The sequence below is a fragment of the Roseimarinus sediminis genome, assembly GCF_050433125.1.
GTDB classification, from domain to species: Bacteria; Bacteroidota; Bacteroidia; order Bacteroidales; family Prolixibacteraceae; genus Roseimarinus; species Roseimarinus sediminis.
In genome coordinates, this window is sequence record NZ_JBNPXV010000014.1 from 1 (window position 1) to 19,618 (window position 19,618).

At 45.1% G+C, this 19,618-nt stretch carries 14 protein-coding genes; 4 read left to right on the plus strand and 10 right to left on the minus strand.

What is annotated here, in order from left to right:
• Window positions 1–305: 305 nt before the first annotated feature.
• The 4 genes from sufD to sufB all read right to left on the minus strand — a co-directional run bounded on the left by sufD (window position 306) and on the right by sufB (window position 4,399).
• The gene (gene sufD, locus FHS86_RS15685; RefSeq protein ID WP_429415803.1) at window positions 306–1,673 is read right to left on the minus strand and encodes a Fe-S cluster assembly protein SufD; all 1,368 of its coding nucleotides are present in this window, start codon (window positions 1,671–1,673) and stop codon (window positions 306–308) included.
• Window positions 1,674–1,740: 67 nt separating this feature from the next.
• On the minus strand, window positions 1,741–2,493 hold the full coding sequence (sufC, locus tag FHS86_RS15690; RefSeq protein ID WP_429415806.1) for a Fe-S cluster assembly ATPase SufC: 753 nt from the start codon (window positions 2,491–2,493) through the stop codon (window positions 1,741–1,743).
• A gap of 61 nt (window positions 2,494–2,554) precedes the next feature.
• Complete coding sequence (locus tag FHS86_RS15695; protein WP_429415808.1) at window positions 2,555–2,914, minus strand: four helix bundle protein; 360 nt, start codon at window positions 2,912–2,914, stop codon at window positions 2,555–2,557.
• 39 nt (window positions 2,915–2,953) lie between these two features.
• The gene (gene sufB, locus FHS86_RS15700; protein ID WP_429415810.1) at window positions 2,954–4,399 is read right to left on the minus strand and encodes a Fe-S cluster assembly protein SufB; all 1,446 of its coding nucleotides are present in this window, start codon (window positions 4,397–4,399) and stop codon (window positions 2,954–2,956) included.
• 136 nt (window positions 4,400–4,535) lie between these two features.
• Between sufB and thiL the strand changes: the two genes are divergently transcribed.
• The gene (gene thiL / locus FHS86_RS15705) at window positions 4,536–5,591 is read left to right on the plus strand and encodes a thiamine-phosphate kinase (RefSeq protein ID WP_429415812.1); all 1,056 of its coding nucleotides are present in this window, start codon (window positions 4,536–4,538) and stop codon (window positions 5,589–5,591) included.
• A gap of 91 nt (window positions 5,592–5,682) precedes the next feature.
• On the opposite strand, the gene lpxA is transcribed toward thiL, so the two are convergent.
• From lpxA to FHS86_RS15725, 4 genes are read right to left on the minus strand one after another with little or no spacing between them, the layout of a single operon-like run.
• Entirely contained in the window at window positions 5,683–6,462 is a 780-nt protein-coding gene (lpxA, locus tag FHS86_RS15710) for an acyl-ACP--UDP-N-acetylglucosamine O-acyltransferase (protein WP_429415814.1), read from the minus strand.
• 29 nt (window positions 6,463–6,491) lie between these two features.
• Window positions 6,492–7,889 carry a bifunctional UDP-3-O-[3-hydroxymyristoyl] N-acetylglucosamine deacetylase/3-hydroxyacyl-ACP dehydratase gene (locus FHS86_RS15715; RefSeq protein WP_429415816.1) on the minus strand — a complete coding sequence of 466 codons (1,398 nt, stop codon included), beginning with the start codon at window positions 7,887–7,889 and terminating at the stop codon, window positions 6,492–6,494.
• A 24-nt stretch (window positions 7,890–7,913) separates the two neighbouring features.
• The gene (gene lpxD, locus FHS86_RS15720) at window positions 7,914–8,936 is read right to left on the minus strand and encodes a UDP-3-O-(3-hydroxymyristoyl)glucosamine N-acyltransferase (RefSeq protein ID WP_429415818.1); all 1,023 of its coding nucleotides are present in this window, start codon (window positions 8,934–8,936) and stop codon (window positions 7,914–7,916) included.
• 35 nt (window positions 8,937–8,971) lie between these two features.
• Window positions 8,972–10,225: an HD domain-containing protein gene (locus FHS86_RS15725; protein WP_429415820.1), complete on the minus strand. Its 1,254-nt coding sequence runs from the start codon at window positions 10,223–10,225 to the stop codon at window positions 8,972–8,974.
• 248 nt (window positions 10,226–10,473) lie between these two features.
• Between FHS86_RS15725 and rimP the strand changes: the two genes are divergently transcribed.
• From rimP to infB, 3 genes are read left to right on the plus strand one after another with little or no spacing between them, the layout of a single operon-like run.
• Complete coding sequence (gene rimP, locus FHS86_RS15730; protein WP_429415823.1) at window positions 10,474–10,938, plus strand: ribosome assembly cofactor RimP; 465 nt, start codon at window positions 10,474–10,476, stop codon at window positions 10,936–10,938.
• Between the two features lie 15 nt (window positions 10,939–10,953).
• Window positions 10,954–12,192, plus strand: coding sequence for a transcription termination factor NusA (gene nusA, locus FHS86_RS15735; RefSeq protein WP_429415826.1), 1,239 nt, complete (start codon window positions 10,954–10,956; stop codon window positions 12,190–12,192).
• Between the two features lie 43 nt (window positions 12,193–12,235).
• Entirely contained in the window at window positions 12,236–15,295 is a 3,060-nt protein-coding gene (gene infB / locus FHS86_RS15740) for a translation initiation factor IF-2 (RefSeq protein WP_429415829.1), read from the plus strand.
• 116 nt (window positions 15,296–15,411) lie between these two features.
• Here infB and FHS86_RS15745 read toward each other — a convergent pair whose 3' ends face one another.
• Window positions 15,412–17,481 carry a beta-galactosidase gene (locus tag FHS86_RS15745; protein WP_429415832.1) on the minus strand — a complete coding sequence of 690 codons (2,070 nt, stop codon included), beginning with the start codon at window positions 17,479–17,481 and terminating at the stop codon, window positions 15,412–15,414.
• 160 nt (window positions 17,482–17,641) lie between these two features.
• Entirely contained in the window at window positions 17,642–19,609 is a 1,968-nt protein-coding gene (locus FHS86_RS15750; protein WP_429415835.1) for a RagB/SusD family nutrient uptake outer membrane protein, read from the minus strand.
• Between the last annotated feature and the right edge of the window lie 9 nt (window positions 19,610–19,618).

Genomic DNA, 19,618 nt, shown 5'->3' on the forward strand with positions numbered 1-19,618 from the left:
TGTTTCAGTTCCGTCAGGAACGTTTTCATACTGTAGCGTCGGGTTTTAACCCGATGGGTTGGGAGTTGTGTTTGGGGTTGAGTCCCGTAGGGACGTTACATGTTTGCAGATGGCCTTTTGTGGTTATCGATATAGGCCGTGCCTATGGCACTTGGCATCGGATGTAGGGTTGGTGCTGATTAGCCTATGGTTGAAACCATCGGTTACAGGATGGGCCCTGCCTGCGGCATTGGGGATTTTATTTAAAAACATCCGGAAAACAAATTCAATTGTCTTTCCGGATGTTCCTGTATTGCATATTTTGATTATTTTTTGTGGTGTAGCGAGCAATGCTGGCAGGGTCCCAATTCGCCACGTAAACGTCTGTCGACCAGTTCTTCCATGCGTTCACGAAGTACACCAACGCCAATTTGCGAAAGCACTTCATCGGCAAAGGCGAACATGATCATCAGCCTGGCTTCTTTCTCCCCAATACCGCGGGCACGCAGGTAAAATAAGGCATCTTCGTCGATACGACCTACGGTGGCGCCATGGCTGCACCGTACATCGTCGGCGTCGATTACCAGTCTTGGCTTGGTGTTCATCTCGGCTTTTTCACTAAGCAGTACATTGTTATTCTGCTGGAAGGCTTCGGTTTTCTGCGCATCTCTGAAAACATGAATCTGACCGGTAAAGGCTCCGCTCGACTGGTCGTCGAGTATGTTCTTGTACAATTGGCTGCTGGTGCAATTAGGTACCTTGTGGTCGATGGATGTAAAATTGTCGACATGCTGCGTTGCATCGGTAAACGATAGTCCATTCATGGTGGCATGGGCATGTTCTCCATTCAGTACCACTTTCAGATTGTTTCGTACAATCCCACCATTCAGGGTAATTGCATTGGTGTCGAGATTGGCACGGCTTTCGATGTTTCCAAAGAAATTGGTGATGTTAACAGCGCCATTGTGTTGGTTCTGAATGGAATAAATACCAAAGCGGGCGTCTGGCTCAATGTGGCATTCGCTGGTATTATTCAGAATGTAATAGTTGTCGTTCAGGGTGTGATCGCAGAAAACCACTTTGGCCTCGCTGTTTCTGCCCATTACAAAAAGATTACGCTGAATGGCCAGTGTGTTTTCCCTGGCATCGAGCAGGTTAATTACCTGAACGGGGGCTTCGAGCGTAACATTGTCGGGTACATAGAAAAACAAACCATCTTTGGCCAGTGCGGTATTCAGATTGGCCATGGGGTCGTTTGTTCCGGCTGCCATTTGGTTGTAGTATTTTTCGACGATCTCGGGATGCTCACGGGCAGCATGATTCAGGCTGCTGCAGATGACTCCTTCGGGAAATTCACCCATGCGCCGGTTGCGACCGTAATACCATCCGTTGATGAGCAGAATGACATGGGTGTTAAGTTGCGGAACATCACATTTGAATACCTCGTGCAGGTCGACATTTTGTTCGACATAACGGGGTACTACCGAAAAATCGTTTTGAAAAACCGGACGCAGATCTGTGTATTTGTAATCTTCATTCTTACGGGAAGGAATGCCGGCTTTTCTGAACTTCTCCATCGCAGCATCGCGGTGGCGGTTCATAAAGGCAGGACAATTCTCATCGTAAATTTCACGATTGGACGTAAAAAGCTCGACCAGTTCGTCAGTTGCTGTATATTTTATTGTTTCGATCATTGCTAATTCTCATTTACTGCCCGGAAAAAACGGGCTGCTATTGATTTGTTTGACCATGAAGGCCGGCTTATACTGCTGCTTCGTTTTTGAGCCAGTCGTATCCCTTGGCTTCGAGTTCGTAGGCCAGCTCTTTACCTGCTGATTTAACGATTCGACCATTGTACAGTACATGCACAAAGTCGGGCACAATGTATTCGAGCAGTCGTTGATAGTGGGTTACCACAATGGTTGCATTGTCGGCCGATTTGAGTTTATTTACTCCATTGGCAACTACGCGCAGTGCGTCGATGTCGAGTCCCGAATCGGTCTCGTCGAGGATGGCCAGTTTGGGTTCAAGCATGGCCATTTGAAAAATTTCGTTTCGTTTTTTCTCACCTCCCGAAAATCCTTCGTTTACCGAACGATTGGTAAGCTGTGAACTGATTTCGACAATCTTTTTCTTTTCTTCCATCAGTTTTAGAAACTGAGATGCAGTAAGCGGTTCGAGGTTTTTGTGTTTCCTGTGTTCGTTAACGGCAGTTTTCATGAAATTCACCATGCTCACACCGGGAATTTCGATGGGATACTGAAAGCTTAGGAAGATGCCGTTACGGGCACGTTCTTCGGCTGCCATGTCGAGCAGGTTCTCATTCAGATAGCTGATTTCTCCTTCGCTCACTTCGTAGTTTTCGTGACCTGCCAATACATTGGCCAGGGTACTTTTTCCCGAACCGTTGGGGCCCATTATGGCATGTATTTCACCGGGCTTTACTTCCAGATTAATTCCTTTTAATATTTCTTTGCCATCGATGGTGGCGTGCAAGTTCTTTATTGATAACATGTTCTAAAGTTGTTAATTGTTAATTGTAAATGGTGAATTATAAATTATAATCACTTTACAATCATAAGATGATACTTTCTTTTGTTGATTTTATTATTCTAACCAAAAGAGCCATTAATTCATTGCAATCGTAATGTAAATTACTGTACTCGATAGTATCAAGATACGATGTCTCTTTTAGTAAGTCCAGCCAATATAGCGTTTCATTACATTCTTTTTGGGCAATCGATAATTTGTGAATAAAATCTTGTTTGCTTTCTGCGTGTTCTGCTTCGCGGTATAAAGCACCAATTGCTGTACCCGAACGTAGCATCTGTTTGCTTAAAATGAACTCTTTCTTGGTCTCTGATAAGATTTTGTACATATTAACAATGCGAACAGCAAATGCAAAACTTTTATCTTTTAATACATTCGTTTTCATTTATCACAACTTATCATTCACCATTCACCATTCATAATTTTATCCAACACTTCCTTCGAGGCTGATGGCCAGAAGCTTTTGTGCTTCGACGGCAAATTCCATGGGGAGTTTGTTAAGCACTTCCCTGGCATAGCCGTTTACAATCATACCTACTGCATCTTCGGTGTCGATACCTCGCTGGTTACAGTAAAAAATCTGATCTTCACTTATTTTCGAGGTGGTGGCTTCGTGTTCGAGCACGGCCGATTTGTTGGCACATTCGATGTAGGGGAAGGTATGGGCTCCACTACGGTCGCTCAGGAGCAGCGAATCGCATTGTGAAAAGTTACGGGCGTTGTCGGCGCGCTTTGAAACTTTTACCAAACCGCGATAGGAGTTGTTGCTCCTTCCTGCTGAGATTCCTTTTGAAACGATCAGGCTGCGGGTGTTTTTACCAATATGAATCATTTTGGTTCCCGTGTCGGCCTGCTGATGATGGTTGGTGAGTGCTACTGAATAAAATTCTCCCTTTGAGTTGTCGCCCAATAGTACACAGCTTGGATATTTCCAGGTAATGGCCGATCCGGTTTCAACCTGGGTCCACGAAATCTTTGAGAAATCGCCACGGCAAATTCCTCGCTTGGTTACAAAATTGTAGATTCCGCCTTTTCCATTCTTGTCACCTGGATACCAGTTCTGCACCGTAGAATATTTTACCTCGGCGCGTTCCATGGCAATGATTTCGACCACGGCAGCGTGCAGTTGATTTTCATCACGCTGGGGTGCTGTACATCCTTCGAGATAGGAAACGTAGCTGTCGTCGTCGGCTACAATGAGTGTGCGTTCAAACTGACCTGTGTTGGCTGCGTTAATTCGGAAATAGGTAGACAGCTCCATCGGACACCTTACTCCTTTAGGAATGTAGCAGAAAGACCCATCGCTGAATACAGCCGAATTAAGGGCTGCAAAATAATTGTCGCCCGGAGGTACTGCATTTCCGAGATACTTTTGTACCAGATCGGGAAATTCTTTTACTGCCTCGCTGAACGAACAAAAGATAATGCCTTTTTCAGCCAGCACTTCTTTAAAAGTTGTTTTTACCGATACGCTGTCCATCACTGCATCGACGGCAACCCCTGCCAGATGTTTTTGTTCTTCGAGCGGAATGCCCAGTTTGTTAAAGGTTTCGAGTAACTCGGGATCTACTTCGTCGAGACTATTGAGCGTTGGTTTTTTACGCGGTGCAGCATAATAGCTGATCGACTGATAGTCAATTGGCGGGACTTTCAGATAGGCCCAGTCGGGCTCTTTCATTGTAAGCCAGTTGCGGTAGGCTTTCAGCCTGAATTCCAGCAACCATTCGGGCTCTTCTTTCTTAGCCGAAATGATGCGTACAACGTCTTCGCTAAGGCCTTTTTCAATGATATCTGTTTCAATATCAGTAATGAAACCGAATTTGTAATCTTCGTTCGTTACCTTCTCTAATATTTTATCTTGTTCTGTCATAAAAGCATTGTTTACGTCTGATGTTCTATTCTAACAACGTTTTAACCAGACTGTTTAAAAATTGTTGCAAAGATAATAAACTAGTCCTATTTTTGGCCCGACAAAGCGAATTACGTACTATAATATCTGATATAAAATGGCTGATAACGAAAGGAAAGTAACACCTGTTTCGGAACTAGGGGAGTTTGGACTGATTGACCGAATGACTGCTAATGTTAAGCTTAAGAATGCAAGCAGTGAGAAGGGAATCGGCGACGATGCAGCCATATTAAATTATGGTGAAAAAAGAGTAGTGGTAAGCACCGACCTGCTTACCGAAGGTGTTCATTTCAATTTGATTTATGTTCCCTTGAAGCATTTGGGTTACAAGGCAGTGGTAGTGAATCTGAGTGATCTGGCGGCCATGAATGCCATTCCACAGCAAATAACGGTATCGCTGGCCATTTCTTCCAAGTTTTCGGTTGAAGCCATCGAAGAATTGTATGCCGGTATTCATCTTGCCTGCGAACGTTACGGCGTTGATTTAATAGGAGGTGACACGACTTCGTCACTAACAGGCCTGGTTATTAGTATTACAGCGCTTGGTGCTGCCAATGAGGAAGAACTGGTTTATCGTAACGGTGCTAAAAATACTGATTTGATTTGTGTTACAGGAGATTTGGGAGGAGCCTACATGGGGCTTCATTTGCTTGAACGCGAAAATCAGGTATTTAAGGATAATCCTGCCATTCAGCCTCAACTCGATGGCTACAATTATATTTTAGGGCGCCAGTTAAAACCGGAAGCCCGAACCGACATGCACAAGGTGTTTGCTGATTTAAAAATAAAGCCCAGCGCCATGATGGATATATCTGACGGTTTGTCGTCGGAAATAATGCATTTGGCAAAAGCCTCGGGCACGGGTGCCAAAATATTTGAGGAGCGCATCCCGCTTGATGCCGAAACCAAACGAATGGCTGAAGAGTTAAACATGAACCCCCTGGTGGCTGCACTAAACGGAGGTGAAGATTATGAACTGTTGTTTACCATCCCGCTTAGCGAGCACGACAAAATCAGAAATCACCCCGATATTACAGTGATTGGCCATATGACTCCCGCTGACGAAGGCACCCGCTTGGTTACCAACGGCGGTTCGGAAATTGAACTGACTGCTCAGGGGTGGAATCCGCTAAAGGGGAAAGATGAGCAATAAAATATTACAGAGCGAATAAAACAGCTGAAAAAAAAACACCGGTTGAGCGCCGGTGTTTTTTATATCAATAAACTTGGTATTGATCACAATATCAGTCTTGTGGACCTTTAACAATGCCTCTTTCCGAATTTTTTACAAAAAGTATGATCTCGTCGCGTTCGACCGACATATCCAATTCGGCTTCGATGGCTTTAAGTGCCTGGGTGTTGTTCAGTCCTTTCAGATAGATGTATCGGTAGGCATTTTGTATCTCATTGATTTGGGCAACAGTATAACCACGACGGCGCAGGCCAACCGAATTAACACCTGCATATGAGAGCGGCTCGTTGGCTACCAGTATGAAAGGCGGGATGTCTTTTCGAACCAGGCTTCCACCGGCTATAAATGAATGCTTTCCAATACGGCAAAATTGATGAACCGCAGTGTAGGGGCTCACAATGGCCCAGTCTTCGACGACTACCTCACCTGCCAGTCCGGCATAACTGCCAAGAATGACCCGATCGTGGATCAGACAGTCGTGGGCAACATGGGAATAGGATTGCAGTAAGCAGTCCTTTCCAACTACCGTTTTGCCTTTGGCGGCTGTTCCGCGGTTTACTGTAACATACTCTCTGATGGTCGTATTGTCGCCAATTTCGACCGTTGTTTCTTCTCCTTTGAACTTCAAATCCTGCGGAATGCCCGCTATGACTGCTCCGGGGAAAATTTTGCAATTTTTGCCAATGCGCGCTCCATCCATGATGACAGCATTGGGCCCTATCCAGGTGTCGTCGCCTATTTCCACATCCTCATGGATGGTGACAAAGGCTTCAATGCTTACATTGTTACCGATTCTGGCTTTAGGGTGTACATTTGATAGTTGGTGAATCATTACGCAATAAAGTTGTGTTTTTATTTCGGCTATTTGTTTTCGATGATCTGGGCCATGAATTCTCCTTCGGAAGCCAACTGGTTGCCAACAAAGATATATCCTTTCATGGTCGCAATTCCTCTTCGGATAGGTGAAACCATTTCGACTTTTATAATAAGTGTGTCGCCCGGAATTATTTTTTTTCTGAATTTAATGCCATCAATTTTCATAAAATAGGTTGAATAACTTTTATTCGGATCCATTTGGTTCAGAACAAAAAGCCCGCCAACCTGTGCCATGGCTTCAATCTGCAGTACACCGGGGAAAACAGGTTCTTCGGGGAAGTGGCCTGTGAAGATGGGTTCGTTGGTGGTGATGTTCTTCACCCCTACAATGTGTTTTTCCCTGATCTCAATCACCTTGTCGACCATCAGGAAAGGGTAGCGGTGTGGAAGTAATTCCTTAATTTTAACGATGTCGAGTAAGGGTTCCTGATCGGGATTATAGATTGGAGGTGCTGTTTTAGAAAATTGTTTGTTCATTTCTTTCTGCAACAGGCGGGCAAACTGTGTATTGGCGCTGTGCCCCGGGCGGGTGGCAATAATTTTTCCTTTGATGGGATGCCCCAGTAACGACAGGTCGCCTACTACATCGAGCAGTTTATGACGCGCCGGTTCATTGGTAAAATGAAGTTGCAGATTATTGAGTATTCCCTTGTTGCCATTCAGTTGGATGTGCTCGTGGTGGAAGAGGTCGGCAATGCGGTCGAGCTCTTTTTGGTTCACATCGCGGTCCATGATTACAATGGCATTATCCAGGTCGCCACCTTTAACAAGGTTGTTATTTAACAAGAATTCAAGTTCATGAAGAAAGACAAAGGTACGACAGGGTGCAATCTCTGTTTTGAATTGGTCGAGGCTTTCCAGCCGTGCATATTGATTGTCGAGAACGGGTGAATTGAACGAAATCATCACATCAACACTGAACTGATCGTCGGGAAGCGCAAGCAGCTCGGCACCAGTCTCGTGGTCTTTGAATACGATCTTTTCCCTGATCTCAAAATAAATTCGTTCGGCGTCCTGTTCCTTGAGGTTGTCTTCACCAATCCCTTCGTAAATCAGTTTTGAACTGCCGTCGAGGATGGGAGCTTCAGGAGCATCGATTTCGATCAGCAGGTTGTCGATTCCAAGGGCGGTGATGGCAGCCATGGTGTGTTCGATGGTTCCAACCCGGGCACCTTCTTTTTCAAGAACAGTTCCACGTGAGGTGTCAATCACGTTTCTGACATCAGCTTCTATTTCAGGTTGATTTTCCAGATCGATGCGTTTGAAAACAATTCCGGCATTGGCAGGTGCGGGCTTCATTGTCATATTTACCGGAATTCCGGTGTGTAAGCCCTTGCCGCTTAAATGTACCTCATTTAAAATGGTCTTTTGCTTCATTACCATAATATTATCGTGTTTTACAGCTATTTATTGTTCTGATTTCTTTTTTAAACGATTTACGTCCATCGATAACTCAGGGAGATTTCTGAACACGGCATATACTCTGCGAAAACGTGAAGCATCCATGCCCCATTCTCCCATCATGATTTTTCCGTCGGGGATGTTGTTCGATGCACCTGTTTTTCCACCCAGTGTTACCTTATTGCCAATTTTGATGTGACCGGCAACGCCTGCCTGGCCGCCAAATACACAATTGCTTCCAATGGTGGCCGAACCTGAAACGCCCACATGGGCAGCCATCACAGTGTTTTCTCCCACATCGACATTGTGTGCGATTTGTACAAGGTTGTCAATTTTAACCCCCTTGCGCAGTCTGGTCGAACCCATTGTGGCACAGTCGATGGTGGTGTTGGCTCCGATTTCTACATTGTCCTCGAGAACAACATTGCCAATCTGATGCAGTTTTTTATAGCTTCCGTCATCCTGCGGAGCAAAGCCGAAGCCATCGCTTCCGATTACAGCCCCTGAGTGGATGATGCAATTTTTGCCGATGTTGCATTCAGGATACACTTTGGCACCTGCGTATAAAATGGTATTGTCGGCAATGGTAACACCGCGTCCAATCCAGCATTGTGGGTAAATCTGTACATTGTTTCCAATCACTGCCCCTTCATCGATGTAGCTAAAGGCCCCTACGTAACAGTCCGATCCGATGGTGGCTGTTGATGAGATGAATGAAGGGGCCTCAATGCCTTTTTTTACTGGTAGCGAGTCGACATAAAATTCCATTAGCCGGGCCAGCGCATCGTAGGCATTCTCTACTTTTATAAGTGTTGGCTTTATTTCTTTTTCAGGCGTAAACGAGCGGTTGACCAAAACTACCGAGGCCTGGGTACTGTAGATGTATTCGTTGTATTTCGGGTTGTATAAAAAGGAAATTGTGCCAGGTTGGCCATTTTCAATTTTCGAAACATTATTAATTTCAATATCCTGATCACCAATTAGCTCACCACCGAGAAATGAAGCGATCTGTCGTGCTGTGAATTTCATGTGCTTTAAATTTAACCGCGAAATAAACAAAAAAATTAATTATAATCCAATTCTTTGGGATAGCAGAGGAAATACTTCTTTACGCTTTTCGACAAAGCACCCAGGGCAATGTCGGATGCTTTCTCGAGGGTGACGGTCTTTCCGTTTTTAAGTAAAACCATGATGTCGTCAACGTCGAGTTCGTATAATTTATTGGTAATGTGATCCGAAAAAACGTAAAAATGCGCATCATCCATGTCGAGCTTAAAATGTTGGACTGCTTTCGATCTCAGTTCATCGATGCGCCGGGCAGGGAAGGGTTTGGAGGCCAGTGCAATTTTAAATAATTTACGATTGACGATTGCTTTCGACAGATACGACAGAACAGGATCGGGGTGCCTGCGCCATACTTTTATTGATGCCATGATGTCGGTATCGTCAAGATCGATAAAATGATTCAGTAGTTCAGCTTTCAATTCAGGATTACTTAAGGCCCCGGGCGCGCTTTGATGATGAAGAAACCAGCTGAGGGCCGGTGTGGCAAAAATTTCATTTCCACTGAGGGCCTGTTGTTTGGCTCTTTTTAATACATTAATGAGCAGTTGCTCAGCAACAATAACTGTTTTATGCAGGTAAACCTGCCAATACATCAGCCGGCGGGCCAATAAAAATTTTTCAACCGAATAGATTCCCTTTTTTTCTACCACCAACTGATCATTTCGAACATTCAACATTTTAATAATGCGGTCCGACCCGATGGTGCCTTCAACTACTCCGCTGAAAAAACTGTCGCGACGAAGGTAGTCGAGACGGTCCATGTCGAGCTGGCTTGCAACCAGCTGATGCAGGAACTTTTTGTGGTACTGGTTGCGAAAAATAGCAATGGCCATATCAAGTTGATGGTTCATTTCCATGTTGAGTTGCTCCATCAGCATTAACGAAAGCTGCTCGTGCGTAACGCCTGTAACGAGTGTGTACTCCAGTGCGTGTGAAAAAGGACCGTGGCCGATGTCGTGAAGTAAAATGGCGATCATTACGGCTTCGGCTTCCTCGGGGCTGATTTCAATGTTTTTGATTCTCAGGGTGTCGATGGCCGACCGCATCAGGTGCAGGGCGCCCAGTGCATGTTCAAAGCGGGTGTGGTTGGCGCCGGGATACACCAGGTACGATAGTCCCAGTTGCTTTATGCGCCGTAAACGTTGGAAATACGGATGTTCTATCAGATCGAAAACAACGTCCGACTGGAGGTTGATAAATCCAAAAACAGGATCGTTTAGTATCTTTCTTTTATTGGTTGAAAAGTCCGACATGGCTCAATCATTGAGGTTGCAAAAGCCAACGTAAAAATGGCTGCTCAAAAGTATAACACAATTCCGTGAAAACGATGCAAATTGCTTAACATTTAACCCTTTGTTTCTTATATTTTACCAATGATTCATTATTCCCTGATATTTAACGTGCTGATTTTGTTGGAATCATTATTATTTGTATTTTTGGGCCGATTCTGTAAGTAAAATTATAGGGGACTGGTAGTCCCCTATTTTATTAACCTTGCATCATGATAAAAAAAGAAGAGATTGAAGCGCTGGTACAGCAGGAATTGTCCGATGAATATTTTATCGTCGACATTAAAGTAAGCAAAAACAATGCAATTGAATTGCTTATCGATGGAGACCAGGGTGTAACAATTCAAAAGTGTGTTGAGGTAAGCAGAAGTATTGAGCAACAGCTCGACCGGGATCAGGAAGATTTTGAACTCAGTGTTTCATCGGCCGGTTTGGGAAAACCTTTCAAGGTTTACCGGCAGTACGTGAAAAACATCGGGCAAAATGTGGAAGTTGTTCTCGATGGTGAAAAACCAATGACCGGAATCATTCAAAAGGTCGATGAAGAAGGTTTTGACCTCGAAATAAGAACACTTGAAAAACCTGAAGGTAAAAAGAAAAAAGTGGAAGTGATAAAAATCCAACGTATCCTGTTTGAGTCAAAGCCCAAAGTGAAAAACATTATATCGTTCAAATAATAAAAAAAGAAGAAAATGGACAACGTTAGTCTGATTGATACGTTTGCCGAATTTAAGGACTTAAAGAACATCGACAGAGCCACTATGATGAGTGTGCTCGAAGATGTATTTCGTAATGTACTTCAGAAAAAGTACGGGAGCGATGAGAATTTCGATATCATTATCAATATCGATAAGGGAGACTTTGAAATCTGGCATTATCGGGACGTTGTTGCCGATGACGAATTTACCGATCCCAATAAGGAGATTCCGCTTTCGGAGGCTAAAAAAATCGACGACGATTATGAAATCGGCGAAGAAGTAAGCGACGAAGTGAAATTAATTGACTTCGGCCGCAGAGCGATTCTGAACCTGCGTCAGAATCTTGCAAGCCGTATTCTTGAACTCGAAAAAGACAGCATCTACATTAAATACAAGGACAAAGTTGGAGAAATTGTTACCGGCGAAGTTTATCAGATATGGAAGAAGGAAATTCTGGTACTCGACGACGAAGGCAATGAACTGATTCTGCCCAAAACAGAACAAATCCCTACCGACTATTTCCGGAAGGGTGACAATGTGCGTGCAGTAGTTTATAAAGTTGAATTGAAGAACAACAATCCGTTGATCATCCTGTCGCGTACGCAACCTGCTTTCCTCGAACGTTTGTTCGAACTTGAAGTTCCTGAGATTTTTGACGGTCTGATCACCATCAAAAAAATTGTCAGGGTGCCGGGGCAACGCGCTAAAATTGCCGTTGAATCGTACGATGAACGTATCGACCCGGTTGGTGCCTGTGTCGGAATGAAGGGATCGAGAATACATGGAATTGTGAGGGAATTACGCAACGAGAACATCGATGTGATTAACTTCACTTCCAACCTGAATTTGTTTATTCAGCGTGCCCTCAATCCGGCGAAAATTACAAGCATTAAAATCAACGAAGAAAACAAAACAGCCGAAGTGTACCTCAAACCTGAAGAGGTTTCACTGGCTATTGGTAAAGGTGGTTTAAATATCAAGTTGGCCAGTCAGCTTACCGGTTACGAAATTGACGTCTACCGCGAAACAGAAGTTGACGATGAAGATGTCAATCTCGACGAATTCACCGATGAAATTGAAGATTGGGTGATCGATGAGCTGAAGGCCATAGGATGCGATACAGCAAAAAATGTTTTGAGCCTGTCGCGTAAAGACCTTATTCAGCGTACCGACTTGGAAGAAGAAACCATCGACGATGTATTAAGAATTCTGAAATCTGAATTTGAAAAATAACAAACAGATTTCTCAAAAGAATAAAAATTTCGAAAGGTTAAATATGGTATCTGGCAAAGGAACAAAACGACTCGGTAAAGTTGCAAGAGAGTTCAACGTAGGAATTTCTACAATCGTTGAATTTCTTCATAAAAAGGGTCATCAGGTCGATTCGAATCCAAATGCAAAGATCAACGACGAAGCCTATGGACTCCTGCAAAAGGAGTACAGCAGCGACATCTCGTTGAAGAAGGAATCGGAAAAGCTTAATCTCCGTGCTCACCGTCATCAGAAAAATGAAACACTTAGCATCGATGATATCGATGAAAAGGAAACTGAGGATGAAGTGACCGATGAGGAGAAAGAAGATGATCATGTACTGCGGATTACCGATCACAGTGCAAAAAAGAGTGCTCAGGCTCCTGCCCGCGAGAAAAAGGCAGTTGAAGAGATCAAGACAGAAACACCCAAACAGCAAGTAAAAATTCTGGGTAAAATGGATCTTGAGAAAAAGCCGGTGCCTAAAAAAGAGGAAAAACCTGCAGAGGAGGTTCCCGCACAAGAAGTTCCTGTTGAAGATACAAGCAAGTCAGTTGCCAGGGAAACAAGTGTTGAGAAAAAAGAGAGCCACGAAGTTGTCAAAAAGGAAGAACATGCGGCCAAAAGCGAGAAAGCATCCGAAGCTGAAACACCTGTAGCAAAAGAAGAAAAGGCCGAAGCAAAATCAGAAAGCGAAGAAGCCAAAGCCCCTGAGAAACAAGTAGAACGGGCCGATAAAAAGCCCGGGGAGGAAGCTGCCGGTGAAAAGCTGAAAAAGGCTCATCCAAAAGTAAAAACACCCGAAGAAAAAGCCGCTCCCGCTAAAGAAAGTAACGACATTGAAACCAAAATACCGAAGGTAGAAAATGATGTTAAAGTAGTCGGGCATCTCGATCTCAAATCGATTAATCAGCTTACGCGTCCACCCAAAAAGAGTAAAAAACAAAGGGAAGAAGAACGCAAGGCACGTTTGGTTAAGAAGAAGCCCGAAGAGAAAGCAGGCGAAAAGCCCGCCGATGCCAATAACCAGTCGGCCGATGCCAAGCGCCGTAAGCGCAAACGAATTAAAAAAGAACGCGTTGATCCGGCCGCCGGTGGAACGGCTGCAACTTCTCAAAATAAAGACAGTGCAGGCAAACGTCCAACGCTGAACCGAAAACGTAAGCGTCCGGTTCGTCAGGAAGTTTCAGAAGTAGATGTTCAAAAACAGGTGAAGGATACCCTGGCTCGTTTAACCAATAAGTCGAAATCGAAAGGCGCCAAGTACCGTCGTGAAAAGCGTGCAGCCTACACCGAGAAGAAGGCCAGCGATATGGCCAAAGCCGAAGAAGGACAAATGGTTCTTAAGGTAACTGAGTTCGTTTCGGTGAATGAATTGGCCAACATGATGGATGTAAATGTCAACCAGGTCATCTCAAGTTGTATGAGTCTTGGATTGTTCGTTTCGATTAATCAACGCCTCGATGCAGAAACCCTCTCGCTGGTAGCAGAAGAGTTTGGATACAAGGTCGAATTTATCAGTGCCGAAGTAATGGATGCCATCGACGACGAAGCTGACTCCGAAGAAAATTTGAAATCCCGTCCACCAATTGTTACCGTAATGGGGCACGTTGACCACGGTAAAACATCCCTTCTCGACTACATCCGTAAGGCCAACGTAATTGCCGGCGAGGCAGGTGGTATTACCCAGCACATTGGAGCTTATAACGTAGAACTTGAAGACGGCCGCCAAATCACCTTCCTTGATACACCAGGTCACGAGGCCTTTACTGCCATGCGTGCCAGGGGTGCCCAGGTAACCGATATTGCCATCATTATTGTGGCAGCCGATGATAACGTGATGCCGCAAACCATCGAGGCCATTAATCATGCCTCGGCCGCAGGCGTCCCAATCATCTTTGCAATTAATAAAATTGACAAACCGGGTGCCAATCCCGACGCCATCAAGGAAAAGCTGGCCAATATGAATTATTTGGTTGAAGCCTGGGGTGGTAAATACCAGTCGCAGGATATTTCAGCTAAAAACGGTATTGGTATCGAAGAATTACTCGAGAAAGTATTGCTTGAAGCTGAAATGCTCGAACTGAAGGCGAATCCGGACAGGAATGCCACTGGTTCGATTATTGAATCATCGCTCGACCGTGGTCGTGGCTATGTGGCTACTGTGCTGGTACAAAACGGAACCCTGAAAGAAGGAGATATCATTTTAGCAGGTCAGTACATGGGACACGTTAAGGCCATGTTCAACGAGCGGAATAAAAAGATCAGCCAGGCCGGACCTGCTGAGCCGGCGCTGATACTTGGCTTGAATGGTGCCCCGCAGGCTGGTGATAAGTTCAATGTAATGGATACCGAACGCGATGCCCGGCAAATTGCCAATAAGCGGGAGCAACTCCAGCGCGAACAGGGTATGCGTACCCAAAAGCACATTACGCTTGACGAAATTGGTCGTCGTATCGCCATTGGAAACTTCCAGGAACTGAATGTCATTGTGAAAGGTGATGTGGACGGTTCAATCGAAGCCTTGTCCGACTCGCTGATTAAGCTTTCTACCGACGAAATTCAGGTGAATGTGAAACACAAAGCGGTAGGTCAGATTTCAGAATCGGATGTAATGCTTGCCTCGGCTTCCGACGCAATTATTATTGGTTTCCAGGTGCGTCCTTCGCTGGCCGCCCGTAAGCTGGCCGAACAGGAGCAGATCGATGTCAGACTCTATTCGATTATTTACGATGCAATCGAAGAAATCAGGGCTGCCATGGAAGGCATGCTTTCGCCCGAAATCAGGGAAGAAATTGTGGGTACAGCCGAAGTTCAGGAAGTATACAAAATCACCAAGGTGGGAACCATTGCCGGTTGTATTGTTCGTGATGGAAAAATCATCCGTAACAACAAAGTTCGTGTTATCCGCGACGGTATAGTAATTTACACCGGCGATCTGGGCTCTCTTAAACGTTTTAAAGAGGATGTGAAGGAAGTCAAGAATGGTTATGAATGTGGAATGAACGTTGGCAATTACAACGATATTAAGGTGGGCGATACCATCGAATCGTTTACAACCGTTGAGGTAGCCAAAAAATTGTAAGTTCAAAAACTAATAATAAAGAAGAGCCCGCATCATGCGGGCTCTTCTTCATTGTAGTTATTTGAAAAGGAAACAGCCGCTTCTGTTTTGGCCGGTTTCTTCTAAGCATCAATTCTTTAATCGAGTTTCCATACAAGTACTCCGGCTGTTGGGATTACGCGCTGACCAACCAGGATCTCAGCATCTGAGGGAAGTTTCATGGTGTAGTCGCTATCGGCATAATTCATGGCAATACCGAAACCATCGCGGTATTCAACAATCACTCCCGGCGGGTAGTTTTCAACAGCGATGTTGAGACGCTTATAAACTTTTTTTAGTACAGCCAATTCGAGATCTCCCTTATTGCTGTCGGCTCCCACATAACAAACACTGCCTTTTTTTAGCTGATGAAAACTCACTGCAGTTTTTCCGGCATAGAAGTCTCCGCTGTAGCTTGCCCAGCTTTCGGTTTCCTTACCGGGATTCAGCAGGTCGCCCCAGCTGGTCCATGCAAAGCGTTCATCACCCATAATCACTGTATCCGAAGCATAAGGCCGCAGCAGGTCGTAGCTTTCAATCTCACCACCAATGAGTTGATAAATGGGTTCGGCATGACGGGCTTCCCACAGATGCCCGAGTTCATTCTGATGTCCTGTACGGCACGACATGACCAGATTGCCTCCATTTTCAACATAAGTACTTAATTTTTCGATCAGTTCGAGGCTCATTTGCTGATAGGCCGGAACAATGATTACCGGATAAGCTGTAAAATCCATGGTGTCGCGAATAAAATCGACCGGTGCGCCAAACGATTTTAAAGCCTTGTAGTATTTTAATACATGTTGCTCGGTATCCCAAAGGGTGGTTTGCTTGTTCTGATTCATGGCAACCGTATTGTCGGGATCGTATAGAATGGCGCTGGTTTTTGTTTCATAGCTTTCGGGAATCGTTCCCAACGATGCATGTTCACGCAAGTGATTGATCTCATTCATAAACTGCTGAAACTCCAGTCCGCCGGGAGTAGGGCTCACACCATCGGGGCCAACAATTCCATAGTGATACTGCTCGTAGCCATAAACGGGGGCTCTGAAGCGGTAGGTACAGGTGAGCTGACTTCCTCCGGCAAACACATGCCATAGCCACAAACGAACGGCACCTGGAAGTGGCTGTGAATTAATGGAGCCCCAGTTAACCTGACCCGGCTGTAATTCCATAACACCATAAATTGGTGTCAGCGGTCTGAAATAGTCGTTGGCCATGGCAATTCGCGAATATTCTCCCACGCGATAGCCTTTACGGCCAATACCGGTATGTTCGCCATAAACCATGTAGCGGGTGTAGGTGATAAAGTCGAGTTCCTTGCTGGCACCTGCATAACGGGCATCGTAATAGGGAATGTAATTGGTGGTGATCCATTGGTTACGATGGACGTATTTGCGGATGGCTGCGGCCTGCTCGTCGAGAAATGATGCGGTTTCGTGATCGCAAAAGCGGCTGTGGTCGAGACGTTGATACAGGTTCATTCCCCATTGGCTGCGTTTGGGAATGTTGATCTCGGTGAAGTCGCTGTAGGTGCCACTCCAGAAATTAGTACCCCAGGCTTTGTTCAGTGCATCGATGCTGTGGTATTTTTCTTTGAGCCATTCACGAAAGCGTTTTTGAGCATCGGCACTAAAATCAACGTTGGTAGCAGGCTCATTATCGAGTTGCCAGCCAATAATACGTTCATCGTTTCCATAGTGTTGGGCCAATTCAACAATCATTTTCATGGAGTAACGGCGGTATACCTCGCTTGAAAAGGAAGCATGCTGTCGCGAACCATGGTCCATGCGTGTTCCGTCTTCATGCATTTTTAAAATTTCAGGGTATTTGCGAACCAGCCAAACAGGCGGTGTGGCAGTTGAAGTACACATGATTACTTTTAGCTGGTGTTTGTCAGCCAAGGCAACAGCTCTGTCCAGCCAGTCAAAATCGTAAACTCCTTCCTCGGGTTCGAGTTGCGCCCAGGCAAACTCAGCAAAATGAGTAAACTCAAAACCCATTTCGGCCATTTTTTTCAGGTCACGGTCCCAGTGTGCCTCATCCCAATGTTCGGGATAATAGTAGGCACCAACAGTGGTCAGGTCTTCGGGCGGAAAGAAATTACTGCGCTGAGCCAGGGCCTGTGTGGCCATGAATACCAGTAAGATAAATACTACGCTTCGCATTGTGTTTTTCGATTTAAGTTAATGTTGGCAATACAGCGATTAAGATACATAAATTCGCTGAACATTGGCAGGCAGTTCAGGCGAGTAGGTTTAGACCATAAAGAAAAGGAGTGACTGTAATGCCAGCCACTCCTTAAATTACTAAACTGCGAACTTTGTCTTAATAGCCGGGGTTTTGCATTGCTTTTAATTGTTCATCGCTAAGGTTTGTACCATCATCGTTCAATAAACCATCGATAAACGATTGAGGAATTGGGCGAAGATGATGGTGTTCACTTACATTGGTCGCTGCTTCGGGGTTAAATGCTTTGGCTCTGCTTACAAGGGTCTGAGTACGCGAAAGGTCTTCCCAGCGTAAAAATTCGCCGTACAATTCCCGCGAGCGTTCATTCAGTATAAAATGAAGCATGCGTTGGTAATCGCCACTCACTCCAAGTTGAGTCAGAATTTTTTCATCCACTTCGGGCAGGTTGGTATAGGTACTGATCTCGAGTTCCGAAGGGGCTGTAGTCTCAGCAATGTTCAGCGATTCGTAATAGGAATTCCGACTGCTGTAACCCGATGCCGGATCGCTGGCATTGGCTGCTGCCTGACAACCATCCTGATAAAAGGAGCGATCTTCGCCATTGGCCCATTCACCGCGCTTACGAAGTAGGTTGACCACCTCGATGGCATCCTGGTATTTTCCCTGGCGTACCAGTGCTTCAGCCTTTATAAGATACGTTTCGCCTGTACGGGCCAGTACGCCGTCGCGCGAGCTCTCGGTACTTTTAGGTGTGATTGTTCCATCTTCATACTTCGACAGGGGGATATAACGGTTGTTACCCCAGGTTTGACCAACCCAGTTGCCATTTTTGTCATAATTGATAAAAGCATGAGGTACCACTTTGCCATTGCCTCTGGTGTCGGTGTATTTGAATGACGAAGGACCAAAATCTGCCACATCGAAGCGTGTGTCGCTTTGATCGTTTACCAGATAAATGATGCACAGATCACCATTTTCAATTCCGTATTCATTGTCGGCGGTGGTTTTGTTCACATTGTACATGGTTTTGAATGATTTCCAGAAGCGGGAATCGTTTTCAATATCAAAAACATTAAAAGCATATTCGCTGGTACGCAGCCGTTGAAAATCGAGACTTACAGCGCCCATACGGGTCATGTATCCCATGTTGGAATATTGGGCAGGGAAATAACAATAGGTACGGTTTCCAAAGCGGCCGTTGGCACCTCCGGTGGCATTCTGATTGAATTGTGCTGACATCAGGATCTCAGGAATCATTTCTGTGGCACAGTCAATTCCGTTCCACTCGGCAAAAACAGCCTGGTAAGTTGGCGCAAGCGGGCGTTTTCCGCTTACATAGTCGGCAAGTGTAATGATGTCTTGCAGATCAGCATCTTTATAGGATTCGTTCCAGCTGTCGTTTCTTTCAGAGCATCTGAACAATTTGGCCTTTGCAAGAAAATGGGCAGCAGCAGGTTTCGTCCAGGTTCCGTTGCCGCGCCATTCATCCTCAGGCAGTAGCTGGTAAGCCTTTTCGAAATCGGCAATTACGCTGGCCATGCATTCTTCGGCCGTCGAGCGGGTGAAGTTTCTTACCACCCCCTCGGCGGGTTCAAGCTGTAACACAACTCCACCATATTGCGAAACCAGGCGCAGATAATTGTAGCCTCGCAAATAGTAAGCTTCGCCAAGACATTTGTTCCTGAGGTCTTCACTCTCAAAGAAATCCTGATTCTTAATGATGATGTTTGCCGAGTTGATGCCATAATACATCTGGTTCCACAGGTGATCGGGTGAGGGGAAATTTTTATTGGCCGAGTTGGTCACATAGGGAGCCAAACGTGAATCGTAGTTGTTCCACATTTCGCTGGTGAAATCGGTTCCCATCGAAAACTCATCGGTTCCGTAGTTGGTAAAACCATAAGCCCATTCGTAGGCAAAGTGGTAACGAATGTTGGCATACAAAGCAACCGACAGGTTGTTAAGTCCTTCTTCGGTTTTAAAATGATCGGTACTGTAGGCAGTGGTTTGTTCTTCGGTAAGAAATTCGTCGCCACATGAGCTGATGCCTGCTATAGCCACAAGAGCAAGCATACTGTATATTATTTTCTTTATCTTATTCATTGTTTCTTA

Excerpts from the sequence above, each read along its gene's own strand:
- lpxD (WP_429415818.1), bottom strand. The coding sequence starts at position 8,936 with ATGAAATTCACAGCACGACAGATCGCTTCATTTCTCGGTGGTGAGCTA.
- FHS86_RS15715 (WP_429415816.1), bottom strand. The coding sequence starts at position 7,889 with ATGGTAATGAAGCAAAAGACCATTTTAAATGAGGTACATTTAAGCGGC.
- FHS86_RS15725 (WP_429415820.1), bottom strand. The coding sequence starts at position 10,225 with ATGTCGGACTTTTCAACCAATAAAAGAAAGATACTAAACGATCCTGTT.
- nusA (WP_429415826.1), top strand. The coding sequence starts at position 10,954 with ATGGACAACGTTAGTCTGATTGATACGTTTGCCGAATTTAAGGACTTA.
- sufC (WP_429415806.1), bottom strand. The coding sequence starts at position 2,493 with ATGTTATCAATAAAGAACTTGCACGCCACCATCGATGGCAAAGAAATA.
- sufB (WP_429415810.1), bottom strand. The coding sequence starts at position 4,399 with ATGACAGAACAAGATAAAATATTAGAGAAGGTAACGAACGAAGATTAC.
- thiL (WP_429415812.1), top strand. The coding sequence starts at position 4,536 with ATGGCTGATAACGAAAGGAAAGTAACACCTGTTTCGGAACTAGGGGAG.
- sufD (WP_429415803.1), bottom strand. The coding sequence starts at position 1,673 with ATGATCGAAACAATAAAATATACAGCAACTGACGAACTGGTCGAGCTT.
- FHS86_RS15750 (WP_429415835.1), bottom strand. The coding sequence starts at position 19,609 with ATGAATAAGATAAAGAAAATAATATACAGTATGCTTGCTCTTGTGGCT.
- rimP (WP_429415823.1), top strand. The coding sequence starts at position 10,474 with ATGATAAAAAAAGAAGAGATTGAAGCGCTGGTACAGCAGGAATTGTCC.
- infB (WP_429415829.1), top strand. The coding sequence starts at position 12,236 with ATGGTATCTGGCAAAGGAACAAAACGACTCGGTAAAGTTGCAAGAGAG.
- lpxA (WP_429415814.1), bottom strand. The coding sequence starts at position 6,462 with ATGATTCACCAACTATCAAATGTACACCCTAAAGCCAGAATCGGTAAC.
- FHS86_RS15695 (WP_429415808.1), bottom strand. The coding sequence starts at position 2,914 with ATGAAAACGAATGTATTAAAAGATAAAAGTTTTGCATTTGCTGTTCGC.
- FHS86_RS15745 (WP_429415832.1), bottom strand. The coding sequence starts at position 17,481 with ATGCGAAGCGTAGTATTTATCTTACTGGTATTCATGGCCACACAGGCC.